General features: G+C 72.9%; 16 protein-coding genes and 2 pseudogenes. 9 read left to right on the forward strand and 9 right to left on the reverse strand.

Annotation, left to right across the window (positions count from 1 at the left end):
* Positions 1–184 (reverse strand): annotated as a pseudogene (locus MCBG_RS23740) (hypothetical protein); the annotation flags it as partial.
* Entirely contained in the window at positions 181–366 is a 186-nt protein-coding gene (locus tag MCBG_RS34335; RefSeq protein ID WP_223201309.1) for a hypothetical protein, read from the reverse strand. The pseudogene MCBG_RS23740 and the gene MCBG_RS34335, both read right to left, overlap by 4 nt.
* 338 nt (positions 367–704) lie before the next feature.
* Between MCBG_RS34335 and MCBG_RS23750 the strand changes: the two genes are divergently transcribed.
* The 4 genes from MCBG_RS23750 (at position 705) to tsaE (ending at position 4,939) form a co-directional block, all read left to right on the forward strand.
* Entirely contained in the window at positions 705–2,174 is a 1,470-nt protein-coding gene (locus MCBG_RS23750) for an NAD(P)H-hydrate dehydratase (RefSeq protein WP_043328303.1), read from the forward strand.
* An 85-nt stretch (positions 2,175–2,259) separates the two neighbouring features.
* The gene (gene alr, locus MCBG_RS23755; protein WP_043328305.1) at positions 2,260–3,378 is read left to right on the forward strand and encodes an alanine racemase; all 1,119 of its coding nucleotides are present in this window, start codon (positions 2,260–2,262) and stop codon (positions 3,376–3,378) included.
* Positions 3,375–4,460, forward strand: a complete 1,086-nt coding sequence (locus tag MCBG_RS23760) for an alpha/beta fold hydrolase (protein WP_043328307.1) — start codon at positions 3,375–3,377, stop codon at positions 4,458–4,460. Before alr ends, MCBG_RS23760 begins: the two co-directional genes overlap by 4 nt.
* Positions 4,457–4,939 (forward strand): tRNA (adenosine(37)-N6)-threonylcarbamoyltransferase complex ATPase subunit type 1 TsaE, encoded by a 483-nt coding sequence (gene tsaE, locus MCBG_RS23765; RefSeq protein WP_043328309.1) that lies wholly within the window; start codon positions 4,457–4,459, stop codon positions 4,937–4,939. Before MCBG_RS23760 ends, tsaE begins: the two co-directional genes overlap by 4 nt.
* Before the next feature lies 1 nt (position 4,940).
* Here tsaE and MCBG_RS23770 read toward each other — a convergent pair whose 3' ends face one another.
* Positions 4,941–6,311 (reverse strand): lipase family protein, encoded by a 1,371-nt coding sequence (locus MCBG_RS23770; RefSeq protein ID WP_043328311.1) that lies wholly within the window; start codon positions 6,309–6,311, stop codon positions 4,941–4,943.
* 181 nt (positions 6,312–6,492) lie between these two features.
* Here MCBG_RS23770 and ung point away from each other — a divergent pair, with 181 nt between their 5' ends.
* Positions 6,493–7,191 carry a uracil-DNA glycosylase gene (gene ung / locus MCBG_RS23775; protein WP_043328313.1) on the forward strand — a complete coding sequence of 233 codons (699 nt, stop codon included), beginning with the start codon at positions 6,493–6,495 and terminating at the stop codon, positions 7,189–7,191.
* Here ung and MCBG_RS23780 read toward each other — a convergent pair.
* Positions 7,180–7,905, reverse strand: coding sequence for a helix-turn-helix domain-containing protein (locus tag MCBG_RS23780; RefSeq protein WP_043328314.1), 726 nt, complete (start codon positions 7,903–7,905; stop codon positions 7,180–7,182). The two genes, ung and MCBG_RS23780, sit on opposite strands and share 12 nt — an antisense overlap.
* 171 nt (positions 7,906–8,076) lie before the next feature.
* Here MCBG_RS23780 and tsaB point away from each other — a divergent pair.
* The 4 genes and pseudogenes from tsaB to MCBG_RS23800 all read left to right on the forward strand — a co-directional run.
* Positions 8,077–8,548: pseudogene (tsaB, locus tag MCBG_RS23785) on the forward strand (tRNA (adenosine(37)-N6)-threonylcarbamoyltransferase complex dimerization subunit type 1 TsaB); the annotation flags it as partial.
* Positions 8,549–8,831: 283 nt separating this feature from the next.
* Positions 8,832–9,236 carry a ribosomal protein S18-alanine N-acetyltransferase gene (rimI, locus tag MCBG_RS23790; protein WP_043328316.1) on the forward strand — a complete coding sequence of 135 codons (405 nt, stop codon included), beginning with the start codon at positions 8,832–8,834 and terminating at the stop codon, positions 9,234–9,236.
* A 5-nt stretch (positions 9,237–9,241) separates the two neighbouring features.
* Positions 9,242–10,288: a tRNA (adenosine(37)-N6)-threonylcarbamoyltransferase complex transferase subunit TsaD gene (gene tsaD, locus MCBG_RS23795; RefSeq protein WP_030501550.1), complete on the forward strand. Its 1,047-nt coding sequence runs from the start codon at positions 9,242–9,244 to the stop codon at positions 10,286–10,288.
* A gap of 17 nt (positions 10,289–10,305) precedes the next feature.
* Positions 10,306–10,560, forward strand: coding sequence for a hypothetical protein (locus tag MCBG_RS23800; protein WP_030501549.1), 255 nt, complete (start codon positions 10,306–10,308; stop codon positions 10,558–10,560).
* A 13-nt stretch (positions 10,561–10,573) separates the two neighbouring features.
* Here MCBG_RS23800 and MCBG_RS23805 read toward each other — a convergent pair whose 3' ends face one another.
* From MCBG_RS23805 to MCBG_RS23825, 5 genes are all read right to left on the reverse strand, one after another.
* Positions 10,574–11,311 carry a DUF4142 domain-containing protein gene (locus tag MCBG_RS23805; protein ID WP_043328319.1) on the reverse strand — a complete coding sequence of 246 codons (738 nt, stop codon included), beginning with the start codon at positions 11,309–11,311 and terminating at the stop codon, positions 10,574–10,576.
* Between the two features lie 98 nt (positions 11,312–11,409).
* Entirely contained in the window at positions 11,410–12,585 is a 1,176-nt protein-coding gene (locus MCBG_RS23810) for an ROK family protein (protein ID WP_030501547.1), read from the reverse strand.
* Between the two features lie 31 nt (positions 12,586–12,616).
* Positions 12,617–13,876: a sugar ABC transporter permease gene (locus MCBG_RS23815; protein ID WP_043328321.1), complete on the reverse strand. Its 1,260-nt coding sequence runs from the start codon at positions 13,874–13,876 to the stop codon at positions 12,617–12,619.
* Positions 13,873–14,685: an ATP-binding cassette domain-containing protein gene (locus MCBG_RS23820; protein ID WP_043328323.1), complete on the reverse strand. Its 813-nt coding sequence runs from the start codon at positions 14,683–14,685 to the stop codon at positions 13,873–13,875. The genes MCBG_RS23815 and MCBG_RS23820 overlap by 4 nt, the downstream gene beginning before the upstream one ends.
* Before the next feature lie 103 nt (positions 14,686–14,788).
* Positions 14,789–15,892 carry a sugar ABC transporter substrate-binding protein gene (locus MCBG_RS23825; protein WP_043328325.1) on the reverse strand — a complete coding sequence of 368 codons (1,104 nt, stop codon included), beginning with the start codon at positions 15,890–15,892 and terminating at the stop codon, positions 14,789–14,791.
* Positions 15,893–16,068 lie beyond the last annotated feature (176 nt).

The following is a 16,068-nucleotide window of genomic DNA, read 5'->3' on the forward strand; positions in this document are numbered from 1 at the left end:
CGATCCGGGCGGTCAGCGCGTCGGCGCGACGGCGCACCGGCCCGGCGAGCCCTCGCCAGGCCACCCCGGCCGTGGACCAGGCGCCCGGATCGGCCCGCCAGAGCTGCGCGTACCCGACGTCCGCCGGGCCCTCGCCGGGCCCTCCGGAGCTCGGATCGGGCCGCCCGGGAGCGCCGCCGGTCACCGGAGCACCCCGCTGAGGCGGCGCGCGGCGCGCTCGTCCACCGCCTCGTAGCCGTCCGCCCCGCGGCGCAACGCCCCGGCGGTGTCGGCCACCCGGGCGCCGAGCGCGCCGGACCAGCGCCGTACCGCGGACTCCAGGTCGGCCAGCGCCGCCCCGGCCCGCCAGCCGTCCGGCGCCGCCACCAGCAGCGCCTCCGGCGCCGCCCCCCGGCCCGGTGGCCAGCCGGTACGCGTCGTCGGCCAGCTCCCGTGCGACCGCGCGCAGCAGCTCCGGGTCGACGTCGAACGGTTTCTCCACCACGTGACCTCCCCACGTTGCCCGACGCCACCCACCGGCCCCGGACACCGGGACGCTAGGCCGCCCGGCGACCCGGCCGCCGACCCCTGTGGACAACGGCCGGGGTTTTCCACAGGGCGTTTCCGTCAGCCGGTCCCGGGTTCGTACCGCCGGTAGGGTGAGGCCGTGACCGGGGCAGCGGCGGGCGGGCGCTGAGCCGGCGCGACGAACGGGACGGGGTGGCATGAGACCGGTATGGCGCGTCGCGGACGTTCGCGCGGCGGAGGCGGGCCTGATGGCCACCCTTCCGCCCGGGGCGCTGATGCAGCGGGCCGCGGCCGGGCTGGCCCGGCGCTGCGCCCTGCTGCTCGGTGACCGGGGCGGGGTCTACGGCGCCCGGGTGCTGCTGCTGATCGGCTCCGGCGACAACGGCGGTGACGCGCTCTTCGCGGGCGCGCACCTGGCCCGCCGGGGCGCTGCGGTGGCCGCGCTGCTGCTGAGCCCCGGGCGGGCGCACGCGGAAGGGCTGGCGGCCCTGCGTGCCGCCGGCGGGCGCGTCGTCGACCGGCCGCCCGCCGGAGCCGACCTGGTGCTCGACGGGATCGTGGGCATCGGCGGCACCGGCGGGCTGAGGGAGACCGCCGAGCAGTTGGCCGCGAGCCTGACCGGGCAGCGCGGGCGCGACGGTGGGCCCGCTACGGTGGTCGCTGTCGATGTGCCGAGCGGCGTCGCCGTCGACACCGGCCACGTCCCGCTGACCGACGCCGGGCGGCCCCGCGCGGTCCGCGCCGACGTGACGGTGGCGTTCGGCGCGCTCAAACCGGCGCTGGTCGTCGGCCCGGCCGCCGAGCTGGCCGGCGAGGTCGAGCTGGTCGACATCGGGCTGACGCCGTGGCTGCGCGGCACCCCGGCGCTCCAGGTGATCGAGCAGACGGACGTGGTCGGCTGGTGGCCGGAGCTGGGCGCGTCGTCGGAGAAGTACACCAGGGGTGTGGTCGGCGTGGCCACCGGCTCGGCCACCTACCCCGGCGCCGCGGTGCTCTCGGTCGCCGGGGCGCTCGCCGGCCCGACCGGCCTGGTCCGCTACGCCGGGAGCGCCAAGGGCGAGGTGCTGCACCAGCACCCGTCGGTGATCGCCACCGGCCGGGTCGCGGACGCGGGCCGGGTGCAGGCGTGGGTGTGCGGCTCCGGCCTCGGTACGGGCGAGGAGTCCGCCGCCGAGCTGCGCGCGGTGCTTGCCGCGCCGGTGCCGGTGGTGCTCGACGCGGACGCGCTGACGCTGCTCGTCGACGGCAAGCTGGCCGACCGGCTGCGCGGCCGGGACGCGCCGATCGTGGTGACGCCGCACGACCGGGAGTACGCCCGGCTCTGCGGCGAGATGCCGGGGGAGGACCGGGTCGCCGCCGCGCTGCGGCTGGCCGCCTGGATGAACGCGGTGGTGCTGCTCAAGGGTGACCACACGATCATCGGCACGCCCGACGGCCGCGCGTACGTGAATCCGACCGGCACGCCGGTGCTGGCCACCGGCGGCACCGGCGACGTGCTGGCCGGGCTGCTCGGTTCGCTGCTCGCCGCCGGGCTGGCCCCGGAGCGGGCGGCCGCCGCGGCGGCGTACCTGCACGGGCTGGCCGGCCGGGAGGCGGCGCGCGGCGGTCCGGTCACCGCGCCCGACGTGGCGGCGGCGTTGCGTCCGGTACTGGCCCGGCTGGGCTGATCCGGGCGGCGACGCCCGGGTGGCGACGGGCACCGCCCGCACGGCTCAGGGCGCTGATGATCACTGACGGAAGTAGGCTGGGGACATGTGGCAGTCGGAGGTGCGCGTCGACCTGGACGCGATCCGGGAGAACGTGACCCGGCTCAAGGCCGGCACCAGCGCCGAGCTGATGGCGGTGGTCAAGGGCGACGGCTACGGCCACGGCATGGTGCCCGCCGCCCGCGCGGCGCTCGACGCGGGGGCGGACCAGCTCGGCGTCTGCACGCTGGACGAGGCGCTGCGGCTGCGCCAGGACGGCATCACCGCGCCGGTGCTGGCCTGGCTGCTCACACCCGGGCTGCCGCTGCACGACGGGATCACCGTCGGCGTCGACCTCGGCTGCGCCAGCCTCACCCAGCTCGACGAGATGATCGAGGCGAGCCGCCGGGCGGACCGCCCGGCCCGGCTGCACCTCAAGATCGACACCGGGTTGGCGCGGGGCGGCGCCACCGTCGCCGACTGGCCGGCGCTGCTGGAGGCCGCCGCGAAGGCCCAGGCCGACGGCCTGGTCGAGGTGGTCGGCGTGTGGAGCCACTTCGTGTACGCGGACTCGCCCGGCCACCCCACCACCGACCGCCAGCTCGCCGTCTTCCACGAGGGGCTGGAGATGGTGACGCGCGCCGGTCTGCGCCCTCGGTACCGCCACCTGGCCAACTCGGCCGCCACGCTGACCCGGCCGGACACGCACTTCGACCTGGTCCGGCCCGGCATCGCGGTCTACGGTCTGTCGCCGGTCGCGGGCGAGCAGTTCGGCCTGCGCCCGGCGATGACCGCCCGCGCCCGGGTGATGCTGACCAAGCGGGTCGCGGCCGGCACCGGCGTCTCCTACGGGCACACCTACCTCACCGAGCAGGAGACCAACCTGGCGGTGGTGCCGCTCGGCTACGCCGACGGTGTGCCCCGGCACGCCTCCAACACCGGCCCGGTGCACCTCGCCGGCAAGCGCCGGAACATTTCCGGCCGGGTCTGCATGGACCAGTTCGTGGTCGACTGCGGCGACGACGAGGTGGCCGCCGGTGACATGGTGACGCTGTTCGGCGACGGCGCGGACGGCGGGCCCACAGCCGACGACTGGGCCGAGGCGGTCGGCACCATCAACTACGAGATCGTGACCCGTTTCGGCGGCGTGCGGGTGCCCCGGTTCTACGACGGCGAGCGCGCATGAGTCTCCGGTTGCCGCGTCCGCGTACCGCCGCCGGCAAGGTCGCCGGGCTGGTCGGCGCCGCCGTCGGGGTGGCCGCCGCCGGGCTCGCGGCGGGCGTGGTCAGCGAGCGGGTGCTGGTCCGCCGGCTCAAGAACGACCCCACCGACAGGTACGCCGACGAGGTCTTCGGCGAGCAGCGCTACGACCAGGCGTACCGGCTGGAGATGCCGGACGGCACCGACATCCACGTGGAGGTGGTCGAGCCGACCCGCCCGGTCGCCGGGCACCCGACTGTGGTGCTGGTGCACGGGTTCTGCCTGGACATGGGCACGTTCCACTTCCAGCGCAAGCGGCTCGCCGAGCGCGGCGACTACCGGGTGGTCGCGTACGACCAGCCGGGGCACGGCCGTTCCGGCCGGCTGGAGAGCGGCGAGTACGACCTGACCGCGCTGGGCCACACGCTGCGCCGGGTGCTCGACGAGGTGGCCCCGGAGGGCCCGCTGGTGCTGGTCGGGCACTCGATGGGCGGCATGACGATCATGGCGCTGGCCGAGCTGTACCCGGAGATGTTCGGTGACCGCGTGGTCGGCACCGTGCTGATGGCGACCTCGGGCGGTCTGGCGGCGGAGACGAAGCTGGTGGCGCCCGCGCTGCTCGGCCGCGTCGGCTCGCCGGTGCTCTACATGATGAGCAACGCCACCCGGTACGGCGGCACGGTGATCGACCGGGCGCGCCGGTCGACCTCGAACGTGGCCTGGCTGCTCACCCGCAAGTACGGCTTCGGCACCTCGGCGCCGAGCCCGGCCCTGGTGTCGTACGTCGAGATGATGAACTCGCGCACCTCGGCCGACACGGTCACCCGCTACCTGCGGACGATCGCCACCCACTCCCGGTTCCCGGCGCTGGCCGCGCTGGCCGGCACGCCGGTGCTGGTGATCGTGGGGGACAAGGACATGATCACGCCGGTGACACACTCCGAGGAGATCGTCCGGCGGCTGCCGCACGCCGAGTTCGTGAAGATCGACGACAGCGGGCACGTGGTGATGCTGGAGCACGCCGACGAGGTGAACGCGGCTCTGGAGAGGTTCCTGGATTCGCTATGACAGTGGTCGTGGAGCTGAAGACGGTCGACGACACCCACGAGTTCGGGCGTCGGCTGGCCGGGGTGCTGCGCGCGGGTGACCTGCTGCTGCTCAGTGGCCCGCTCGGGGCCGGCAAGACCGCGCTGACCCAGGGCATCGGCGCCGGCCTGGGCGTACGCGGCGACATCACCTCGCCCACCTTCGTCATCGCCCGGGTGCACCGCCCCGACCCGGATCGGGGCGGCCGGGTGACGCTCGTGCACGCCGACGCGTACCGCCTGGGTGAGGCCGCCGACCCGCGGGCGGAGATCGACGACCTCGACCTGGACGCCTCGGTGGACGAGGCGGTGACAGTGGTGGAGTGGGGCGAGGGAATGGTCGAGCAGCTGGTCGACGCGCACCTGCGGGTACGCATCGACCGCCGCGACGACGACACCCGGGCGGTCACGCTGGAACCGGTCGGTGGCGACTGGGCCGCCCGGGTCGCCGAACTGTCCTGAGTCAGGGCTGAAGGGGCATCGTCCAGCAGTTGGAGTAGGCGGTCCGCCCGGCGAGCCGGTCGCTCATCCAGGCCACCGCGTCGCCCTGGTCGGTGATGAGCGGCACCAGGTGGTTGGTGAGGATCTTGTCGCCGAGGTTGGGCAGGCTGATCGCCTGGTAGGTCACGTTGCCGCCCCTGCGGCACCAGTCGACAGCCAGTTGACGGGCCTGCCGGTGGGGCACGATGTCGTCCTGGATGCCTGTTGCCACACGTACCGGGCCGGTGGGCTTGAGCGTGCCGATGCGCTGCCGGTCGAGGACGGCCTGGGCCTCGGGCGAGGCGGCGATGACGGCGGTGAGGGAGCGGCCGCCGGTGATCCACTTGCTGCTCCTGGTGAACGCGTACCGGAGGATCGCGTCGCCGACGCACATGGTCGAGGTGTCCTTCAGCGCCGCCCGGCCGGTGTCGTTGACGGCGGCCTCGATGACGTCCCGCAGCGCCGGGTCGGACTGGGCGAAGCCGTTCAGCGACCACCCCAGCGCCCCCACCAGCGCGCTGCCGTCGATGCCGCCGATGACCGCGGTGAGGTCGGCGGGCGGCGCGCCGACGTAGGTGCCGGCGAGCGGCACGTCGGGCGCGTAGGTGGACTGGAGTTCGGCGGCCGCGGCGCTGGCGCCCCCGCCCTGGCTGTAGCCGTAGAGACCGACGCGGGACTGGGCGGTGACCGATGCTCCGGGTACGGCGCGGGCGGCGCGGGCCGCGTCGAGCAGGGCGCGTCCCCCGTCGAGGCGGTTGACGTAGGTGTGCAGCCGGTCGGTCGTGCCCAGGCCGACGTAGTCGGTGACGACGACGGCCGCGCCGGTGGCGAGCAAACGATAGATCGCCAGGGCCTCGTAGCCGACGGACAGGGTGTCGCCGGTGAGCGTGAGCGGGTGTTGCAGCGAGAACGACGGCGCGCACTGGTCGCCCTGCCCCATGGTTCCGGAGGCGACGGCGACGAGCGGGCGCGGGCCGGCGCCCCGCCACACCGCCGACGGTTCGATGTAGGCGCCGGTCACCGCGACGGGCCGGCCGTTGGAGTCGGTGGACCGGTACATGAGTCGGGTGGCGGTGCCGGGCATCGGGCGGCCGTCGAGCCCGGGAATGCTCAGGCCGAGCGGCAGGGGTTCGGTGCGGATCAGCGTGCCGTTGGTGGCGGGCAGGTCGGCGGGCGGGTGGTAGAAGGCGGGGATGGTCACGCCGCGGGAGACCACGGGCGGGGCGTCGTCGGCGGCTGCGGCTGCGCCGGATCCGGCCAGGTAGGTGGCTGCCGCCGCGGCGACGGCGAGGATCCGGAGGCCGATCGCGCGGCGGGCGGAGGGCGTGCGGGGACGGGTGTTCCTGCTGCTCACGGGCACTCCTAGCGAGCATCGACGGTGGTGGATGCAAGCTAGCAGTGGTGGTGTGGCGTAAGTAACTTGCCAGTAGGTTACGCTCCGGTAACTTTTCCCGTCCAGTACCCGGCCCGGCCGCTGCCCGGGAGTGTCGGTCGCGGCTGGTAGGAAGATGGCGACCGACTAGGAGAGGTTGCCGATGCCCGACGCCCCCACCCTGGACCTGCCGGCGCTGTTGCCGGAGGCCTGGCGTGCCGTGCTCACCCCCCACCTCGACCCGGCCCGCACCGCCGCGCTGGCCGAGTTCGTCACCCGGGAGTACGCGACCGCCACGGTCTTCCCGCCGCTGGAGGACCTGTTCTCCGCCTACCGGCACTGCGCGCCGGCCGACACGAGGGTGCTCATCCTCGGCCAGGACCCGTACCACAAGGCGGGCCAGGCGCACGGGCTGAGCTTCAGCGTGCGCGAGGGGGTGGCGGTGCCGCCGTCGCTGCGCAACGTCTTCAAGGAGCTGAGCGAGGACCTGGGCGTGCCCAAGCCGCGCAGCGGAAACCTCGACGGCTGGGCCGCGCAGGGCGTGCTGCTGCTCAACTCGGTGCTGACGGTCCGGCAGGCCACCCCCGGCTCGCACGCGAACAAGGGCTGGGAGGAGTTCACCGACGCCACGATCCGGGCGCTGGACGCGCTCGACCAGCGCGTGGTCTTCCTGCTCTGGGGCGGCTACGCCCGCAAGAAGGCGGCGCTGGTGACCAACCCGCGGCACGTGGTGCTGGAGGCCGGGCACCCGAGCCCGATGAACCCGCGCGGCTTCCTCGGCAGCCGTCCGTTCAGCGCGGCAAACAAGGCGCTCGCCGACGCGGGGCTGCCCACCGTCGACTGGGAACGCTCAGCCGGCTGACCCGTCCGGCGCCTCGCCCGCCGCGGCGAGGCGCCGGCGGTACCGGGACAGCAGCTCGGCCGTACGCTTGTCGGTCACCTCCACCTCGATCAGCGGCTCCACCGGGTACGTACGTTCACCGAGGCGGACCTCGATGGGCTCAGGCAGTTCGTCGCACATCCGGGCCCGCAGCTCGCCGAACCGGGTCCGCCAGCGGTGCTCGCCCGGTTCCTCGGGCTCCGGGTGGCCCCCGCCCCACTCCTGCCATCGGGCATCCCAGCGCTGCGCGCGGCCCCGCTCCAGGAACGCCGTGAACCGCGGGGAGTCCCGCCACCGCACCGCGATCTCGACCGCGTCCACCGGCAGCGGCGCGCCCTGCAACAGGGCCGCCGTGCCGCCCGCCAGCACGTACGGCAGGTCGCCCAGCGCGTCCATGATCGGGTCCAGCCGGAGATGATCGATCCGCTCGGTCAGCGCGGTCCCGGCCATTTCGTCCAGCGCCGCGTCCAGGTGACTGTCCAGCGGCTCGACCTCGATCCGCAGTTGCCGATCCAGCGCGGCGAGCAGACGTTCCGCGGTGGTCAGGCTGGGCAGCCGGTCGCCGCGCTCGATCCGGGCGACGGCGGCCTGGCTGATCCCGACCCGCGCGGCCAGGGCCTGCTGGGTGAGTCCGGCCAGTTCCCGTTCGTGGCGCAGGGCGCGGGCGATCTCCTGGGCCAGGCGACTCTCCGTCATCTCCGGAGGATGGCAACTCGCCGTCGAGCGATATACCTGTGAGTCATATTTATGACCGAGAGGTATATCGCTCCCAGGTCACCTCTTCCGTCGGGACACTACGCACCGTGACCGGGTCAGCGGCGAGGGCGTGCCGAGGGCGGACGGGGCGGACGGCTAGGCTGGCTTACCGTGCTCGTACTCGTGGTGGACTCCTCGACGCCCGCGGTGACCGCGGCGCTGGCCGAGGTCTCGGCGGACGGCGTCGCGGTTCGTGCGTCCCGGTGCACCGTCGACGCCCGCGCCCACGGCGAGCTGCTCGCGCCGCAGGTCGACGCCGTGCTGGCGGACGTCGGCGCGCGGCCCGCCGACCTGGCCGCGATCGTCGCCGGCCTCGGCCCGGGCCCGTTCACCGGGCTGCGCGTCGGGCTGGTCACCGCCGCCACCATGGGTCAGGTGCTCGGCGTCCCCACGTACGGTGTCTGCTCGCTGGACGGGCTCGGCCACCCGGCGGCCGCCGGCGAGCCGGTGCTTGCGGCGAGCGACGCGCGGCGGCGGGAGATCTACTGGGCCGTCTACGACGGCGCCGGGTCAGCGCCTGGCCGGCCCGGAGGTGGCGGCCCCGGGTGGTCGCGCAGCGGGGCGGGCGCGCACTATAACTATGAAAGGGATCACACTTTTCCTGATGAATTATCATGGCAGACGCCAACTAGCTCCTTGTGCTCTTACCGCAGTGAAGACGAATACATAGGGACATAAACGCCCAACCGCGAGGTGTACTGTGGAGCAGCCCTTGTTTACATGGCCACCCAAAGGAAAATCGAACGAACACCTTACCAGGGGGGCCTCCTAGCATGGTGTTACTTCCCCGGACGCGGTCGCCGCCACCGGCACAAGCCGGTCCTACATGAGGCTGGGCCCGGTTCCGCTGGTGGCACGTCGAGGAGGTGCTGCCCATCGAGGCGGACCTGTTCGGCGCCGAGCAGTGGTCGGCGGCGATGTTCTGGAACGAACTCGCCAACGGCCACTTCTATCTCGCCGCCACCGACGACGACGGCACCGTGCTCGGCTACGCCGGGCTGGCCGTCTACCCGCCCGACGAGGCATGGGTGCAGAACGTCGCGGTCCGCCGGGACGCGCAGCGGCGGGGCATCGGCCGGCTGCTGCTGGAGGCGCTGCTCGCCGAGGCGGCCCGGCGCGGCGTCCGCAGCACGCTGCTGGAGGTCGCCGCGGACAACGCCCCGGCGCAGCGGCTCTACGCCGGCTACGGCTTCGAGCCGATCGGCGTACGACGCGGCTACTACCAACCGAGCAACACCGACGCGCTGGTCATGCAGCGCAACGAGGACTGACGCGCATGGCTGACGAACCACTGATCCTCGGCATCGAGACCTCCTGCGACGAGACCGGCGTGGGCATCGTGCGCGGGCACACGCTGCTCGCCGACGCGCTCGCCTCCAGCGTCGAGGAGCACGCCCGGTTCGGCGGCGTGGTGCCCGAGGTGGCCAGCCGCGCCCACCTGGAGGCGATCGTGCCGACCATGGACCGGGCGCTGCGCGAGGCAGGCGTCACCATCGCCGACATCGACGCCATCGCCGTGACCTCCGGGCCTGGCCTGGCCGGCGCGCTGCTCGTCGGGGTCGCCGCCGCCAAGGGGTACGCGGTCGCGGCGGAAAAGCCGGTGTACGGGGTGAACCACCTCGCCGCGCACGTGGCTGTGGACACGCTCGAACACGGCCCGCTGCCCGAGCCCGCCATCGCGCTGCTGGTCTCCGGCGGCCACTCCTCGCTGCTGCGCGTCGACGACCTGGCCCGCGACGTCGTACCGCTCGGCGCCACCATCGACGACGCGGCCGGCGAGGCGTTCGACAAGGTGGCCCGGCTGCTCGGGCTGCCGTTCCCGGGCGGACCGTACATCGACCGCGAAGCGCGTGCCGGTGACCCGGCGGCGATCGCCTTCCCGCGCGGGCTGACCGCCGCGAAGGACCTGGTCGGACACCGGTTCGACTTCTCCTTCTCCGGCCTGAAGACGGCGGTGGCCCGCTGGGTGGAGGCGCGGCAGCGGGCCGGTGAGCCGGTCCCGGTCGCCGACGTGGCGGCGTCCTTCCAGGAGGCGGTCTGCGACGTGCTGGTCGGCAAGGCGATCGACGCCTGCCGCACCAGCGGCATCGACACGCTGGTGATCGGCGGCGGAGTGGCAGCCAACTCCCGGCTGCGGGCGATGGCCGAGCAGCGGGCCGGCAAGTACGGCATCCGGGTGCGTACGCCCCGGCCGAAGCTCTGCACGGACAACGGCGCGATGGTGGCCGCGCTCGGCTCGCACCTGGTCGCCGCGGGCGTCGCGCCGAGCCGGCTGGACCTGCCGGCCGACTCGGCGATGCCGCTGACAGTGGTCAGTGTGTGAGCGGGGAGGAAACCGACATGATCGTCCGGATGTGGGAGGCCAAGGCCGAGTCGTACGGCTTCGCCGACCTGATCACCTGGGTCTGCGAGACCGCGCTGCCCGAGTTCGAGCACGACCCGATGCACGTCTCCAGCGAGGTGTTCTCCTCCACCGACCACCGGCTCGTGGTCATCTCCAAGTGGCGGAACAACCCCCGGGAACTGCCCGAGCCACCGGCGCGCCTGATCGCCCGCCCGCCGCACAGCTGGGACTTCGCCCAGGTCGACCGCTGACGCCGCCGCCCCGCTAGGAGCGGCGGGTCAGCCGCCAGGTGGCGTACCCGCCGGTGCCGAGCGCGATCAGGAACACCGCCCACACCAGTCCGGTGCCGACCTGGAGCCCACCGCCGCTGCCCACGTTGGCCTGGGCGGCGGCGACGAGCGAGTCGCTCTGCGCGGGCGGCAGCGCGGCCGGCGGCAACTGCTGCCAGCGCACCAGCCCGGTGCTCTCCAGCATGGTCATGTGGTCGTTGACGAACTTGTTGGCGTCCTCGGCCAGCTTCCGCACGATCGGGTCGCGGGTGCTGGCCCGGACCGCGCCGATCACCGGGAAGATCTTGCCGTGGGCGACCCGCAGCCGGGTGACGAAGATCTGGTCGAACCGGGCGCCGGTGGCGTTCCGCATCTCGGTCAGCCACCCCTGCTGCTCTGCCGTCGGATCCGTCGGCAGGGTGGCGCCGAGCTTGTTGGCCGCCTCGACCACCAGCTGGTCCAGCTCCGCGTGCTGCTTGGCGATCTCCGCGCCGACCTCGCGTACCCGGGCGGACTGGCCCTTCTCGGCCGCCATCTGCCCGGCCGGCATCTCCCACAGCCCGGCCAGCCGTACGCCGTTGAGCAGCGTCATGTCGGCGGCGTTCATCTGCACGCCGGGGTTGGGCGCGGCCTGCGCCGTCCCGGGAACGACGCCGATCCCCGCGCCCAGCGCGGCGAGCAGCAGTACCACCCGGTGCGCCAGCTTGCGGCGTGCGGATTCCAGCGATGCCATGGTTGCGGTGCCTCCTCGGTCCGGACCGGTACGCGGGGTCGTGGACGGCCGCGCAAGCCGGCCGCCCGTCCGCACACTGGTACGGATCACCGGGCCGATCAGTTCAGCGGATCGGCGAGGAGTCGTTCGAACGCCAGCTCGGCGGCGCCGATCAGCGCCGCGTCGTCGCCCAGCTTCGGGGTACGCAGCCGCACGTGCTCCAGGCACGCGGGCAGCCCGTTGGAGTTGAGCCGGCTGCGCACCTGCGCGGCGGAGGCCAGGTAGAGGTCACGCATGGTGCCGCCGAAGATGACCATCTCCGGGTTGAAGATGTTCACCAGGTTCGCGACGCCGAAGCCGAGCCAGTCGCCGGCCTGCCGTACCGCGGTCTGCGCGCGGGCGTCGCCCCGGTCGGCGGCGTCGAAGACCGCCAGCAGCGCGTCCCGGCCGCGCGCCTCGGACCGGCCGGCGGCGCGCAGCAGCCCGTGCTCGCCGATCTCGGTCTCCCAGCAGCCGCGCCGGCCGCAGTCGCAGCGCACCCCGTCGCGGACCACCACCATGTGGCCCACCTCGCCGCCGTAGCCGCCGTGCCCCCTCAGCCGCCGCCCTCCCGCGATGATGCCCGCGCCCACACCGACGTCGCCGTAGATGTAGATGACGTTGTCGCAGCCGACCGCCGCGCCCCGGGCGTGCTCGGCGTACGCGGCCACGTCGGCCACGTTGCCCACCGTGATCGGTACGTCTATCCCCAGCTCGACGGCGAGCGCCGCACCGATCGGCTCGTCCACCCAGCCGGTGGTGGGGCTGAGCCGGACCAGCCCGTCCTCGCGGCGGACCATGCCGCACACCGCCACGCCGGCGCCGACGCAGATCGCGTCCGGCGGCACCGACTGGTGCATCTCCTTGACCGCGCCGGCGAGCAGCGGGGCGGCCTCCCCGGCGACCAGGTTGCGCGGCCGGTCCATCTCCCGGCGGTCGAGCACCTCACCGCCGAGTCCGACCCGCGCGGCCCGCAGCCGGTCCACCTCGACGCTGTACGCGTACGCGTAGACCCGCCCCGACTCGGGCCGGACGACGAGTGACGGTCGTCCGGCCCGGCCGGTCTCCTTCGGCGTCCCCTCGCTGACCAGACCGGCGCCGGCCAGGTCCGCGGTCAGCGCGCCGATGGTGCTGCGGTTGAGTCCGAGCGCGGTGGTCAGCTCGGCGCGGGTGGTGGCCCCGTGGACGTGCACGTATCGGAGCAATGCGCCCAGGTTCTGCCGACGGATCTCGTCCTGACTGGGGCCCGCGCGCATTGCCACTGCCATGGTGTTTCCGTACCCCTGCTCAGCGGTTGCCGGTCGCGGCGGCCCGCCGACGCGAGAGCGCGTCGATGGTCGCCGCGGCGAGCAGCACCACGCCGGTGACCACGTACTTGACGCCCGAGCTGTATCCCATCAGTCCCATACCGTTGTCGATGACCGCGACCACCGCGCCTCCGAGCACGGCGTCGAGGACCCGGCCCTTGCCGCCGAAGAGGCTGGTGCCACCGATCACCGCCGCGCCGACGGCGTAGAGCAGTACGTTACTGCCCCCGGTGTTGGGGTCGACCGAGTTGCCCCTGCTGGCGGCCACGATGCCACCGATGGCGGCCATCGAGGAGCAGATGACGAAGACGGAGATACGGATCCGGTCGACGTTGATGCCGGCCCGGCGGGCCGCCTCGGCGTTGCCGCCGACCGCGTAGATGTGCCGCCCGTAGCTGGTGCGCTGGAGCACGAACGTCCAGACGATCAGCAGCACCGCGATGATCGGCACCACGATCGGCACGCCCTTGAGCGAGGTGATCAGCACGTTGCGGCTGCGCTCCAGGTTGAGGACGTAGACCGCCACGCCGAGGATCACGGCCAGGCCGGCGATCCGCGCGCCGACCACCGTGAGCGGGTCGGTGAGCAGGCCACGGGCGGCCCGGTTGCGGTACCGGAGCAACTGCACTGCCGCGTACCCGGCGACGGCCACCGCGGCGAGCGCCCAGCCCAGCGCCGGGGAGAGGTTGCGGTTGGCGATCGCGACGAGCACGTCGTCGCGGATCGCGATGTTGGCGCCCTCGTCCATCAGCGTCAGCACGACACCCTGGAAGGCGAGGAACCCGGCGAGCGTCACCACGAAGGACGGGATGCCGACCTTGGCGACCAGCAGGCCCAGCACGGTGCCGATCACCAGACCGGTGACGACGGCGGCGAGCACCGCCACGTACCAGGGGTAGCCGAGCACGGTGACCACGTTGGCCAGGATCGCGGCGCAGACGCCGCTGGCGAAGCCGGCGGAGAGGTCGATCTCGCCGAGCAGCAGGACGAAGACCAGGCCCATGGCGATGAGCGTGACCGCCGCGCCCTGGGTGAACAGGTTCGCCAGGTTGCCGGCGGTGAAGAACGACGGGCGGGCGATCGAGAAGCCCACCGCCAGCGCCACGAGCATGACCACCGCGGGGAGCGCGCCGATGTCGCCGCCGCGTACCCGGCGCCAGTAGTTGTTCACGTGGCTGTTCAGGGTCGGTGTCGGCGCGACGCCGGCCGGGCCTTCCTTCTTCACGACGATGGCGGTCATCGGATGGCTCCTGGGGTGGTGTCGGCGGGCGCGGCGCCGTTGCCGCCCGGCTCGCCGGTGAGGCCGAGGCCGCCGGATCGGCCGGCGGTGATCAGCTCGACCACCTGCGAGTGGGTGATGTCGGTGGTCTTCACCTGGGCGACCATCTGGCCGAGGTAGAGCGCGGCGATCCGGTCGGAGACGGCGAAGACGTCGTTCATGTTGTGCGAGATGAGCACCACGGCCAGGCCGTTGTCGGCCAGCCGGCGCACCAGCTCCAGCACCTGGGCGGTCTGCGCGACGCCGAGCGCGGCGGTCGGCTCGTCCAGGATGACCAGCCGGCTGTTCCAGAGCACGGCCTTGGCGATGGCGACGGTCTGCCGCTGGCCGCCGGAGAGGCTGGCCACGTGCTGGCGCAGCGACTTCACGGTGCGCACGCTCAGGCCGGCGAGCGTCTCGGCGGCCATCTGCTCCATGGTCGGCTCGTCGAGCACGATGCCGCTGCGCTTCTCCCGGCCGAGGAACATGTTCTGCACGATGTCGAGGTTGTCGCAGAGCGCGAGATCCTGGTAGACGACCTCGATCCCGAGCGCGGCGGCGTCCCGGGGGCTGTTGATGGTCACCGGCCGGCCGTCGAAGAGGAACTCGCCGGCGTCGGTGGGGTGGATGCCGCTGATGCACTTGACCAGGGTCGACTTGCCGGCGCCGTTGTCACCGACGAGCGCGGTCACCTCGCCGGGGTGCGCGGCGAAGGCGACGTCGCGCAGCACCTGGACGGGACCGAAGCTCTTGTCGATCCCGCGTAGCTCCAGCAGGGGGGTTGCGGACACGGGGTTCTCCTTTGGGCGGAGGGAGGTCTCGGATCCCGTCCGGCGCGGGCGCCGCCCGGCACGGGAGAACCCGTGCCGGGCGGCGCCGCCTGAGGCGGGTGGGTCAGCTCACGCCGGCGTCGGTGCAGAGCTTCGCGAAGGCACCGGTGCAGAGTTCTTCCTTGGTGACGTAGCCGTCGGCCACGACGTCCTTGACGTTGTCCTTGAAGATGGCCTTGGGCTCCAGCAGCACGGCCGGCACGTCCCGGTTGCCCTCCGGGTCCTTGACCGTCTGGCCGGTGTCCTTCCGCTCACCCTTGGCGAGCGCGATGGCCAGCTCGGCGGCGGCGTCCGCCTCCTTCTTGACCGCCTTGTAGACGGTCATGCACTGGTCACCGGCGAGGATGTTCTGCAGGCCCTCCTTGGTGGCGTCCTGACCGGTCACCGGGACCTTGCCGTTGAGCTTGTTCTTCTTCAGCACCGAGATGGCCGCGTTGCCGAGACCGTCGTTGGCGGCGAGCACGCCGTCGATCTTGCCGCCGGCCTTGGTCATCTGCTGCTCGAAGATCGTGGCGGCCTGCGCGTTGTCCCAGGCCGGCACCGGGTCGTCGGCGACCTTGGTGTACTCCTTCGAGTCGAACTTCGGCTTGAGCACCGAGTCGTACCCGTTCTTGAACAGGGTGGCGTTGTTGTCGGTCGGCGAGCCGTTGAGGTACGCGATCGACGGGTTCTTGACGCCCTTGTCGGTCAGGCACTTGCTCAGGCCCTCGCCCTGGAGCTTGCCGACGGCCTCGTTGTCGAAGCTGACGTAGTACTGGGCGGAGCCGCCCAGGGTCAGCCGGTCGTAGTCGATGGTCGCGACGCCCTGCGACTTGGCCTTGTCGAGCACGGCCTTGCCGGTGCCGGAGTCCAGGTTGACGATCATCAGGACGTTGACGCCGCTGGTGATCATCTGGTCGGCGATGGTCTGGAACGCGGTCTTGTCGTTCTGCGCGTTCTGGATGTCGGAGTCGACGCCGGCCGCGTCGAACGCCGCCTTGAGGTACTTGCGGTCCGCGCCCTCCCAGCGGGCGGAGGACTTGCTGTCCGGCAGGATCACGCCGATCTTCGGCTTCTTGGCGTTGGAGCCGCCGGCCTCGTCGGAAGAACCGCCGTTGTCACCGCAGGCGGCCATGCTGCCGGTCGCGAGGAGACCGACGGCCGCGAAGGTGAGGAAGCCCTTGCGCATGTGCAGGGTCCTTTCGGAGGTGGGGGAGTGGTGATGTTTTGTTGTGTCCGGCAACGTATTCCCCGCCTCCCATGCGCCGCAAGACTGCCGAGGTCAGAAGTTTGTTGGCGGCGGTAACAATTCAGCAACGCGGTTGTCACCCGCGGGACACCGCCGGGAGAGCGCGCTCCGGGAAC

Origin of the sequence: Micromonospora sp. M42 (genome assembly GCF_000568915.1) — a bacterium.
Taxonomy (GTDB): Bacteria; Actinomycetota; Actinomycetes; order Mycobacteriales; family Micromonosporaceae; genus Micromonospora; species Micromonospora chalcea.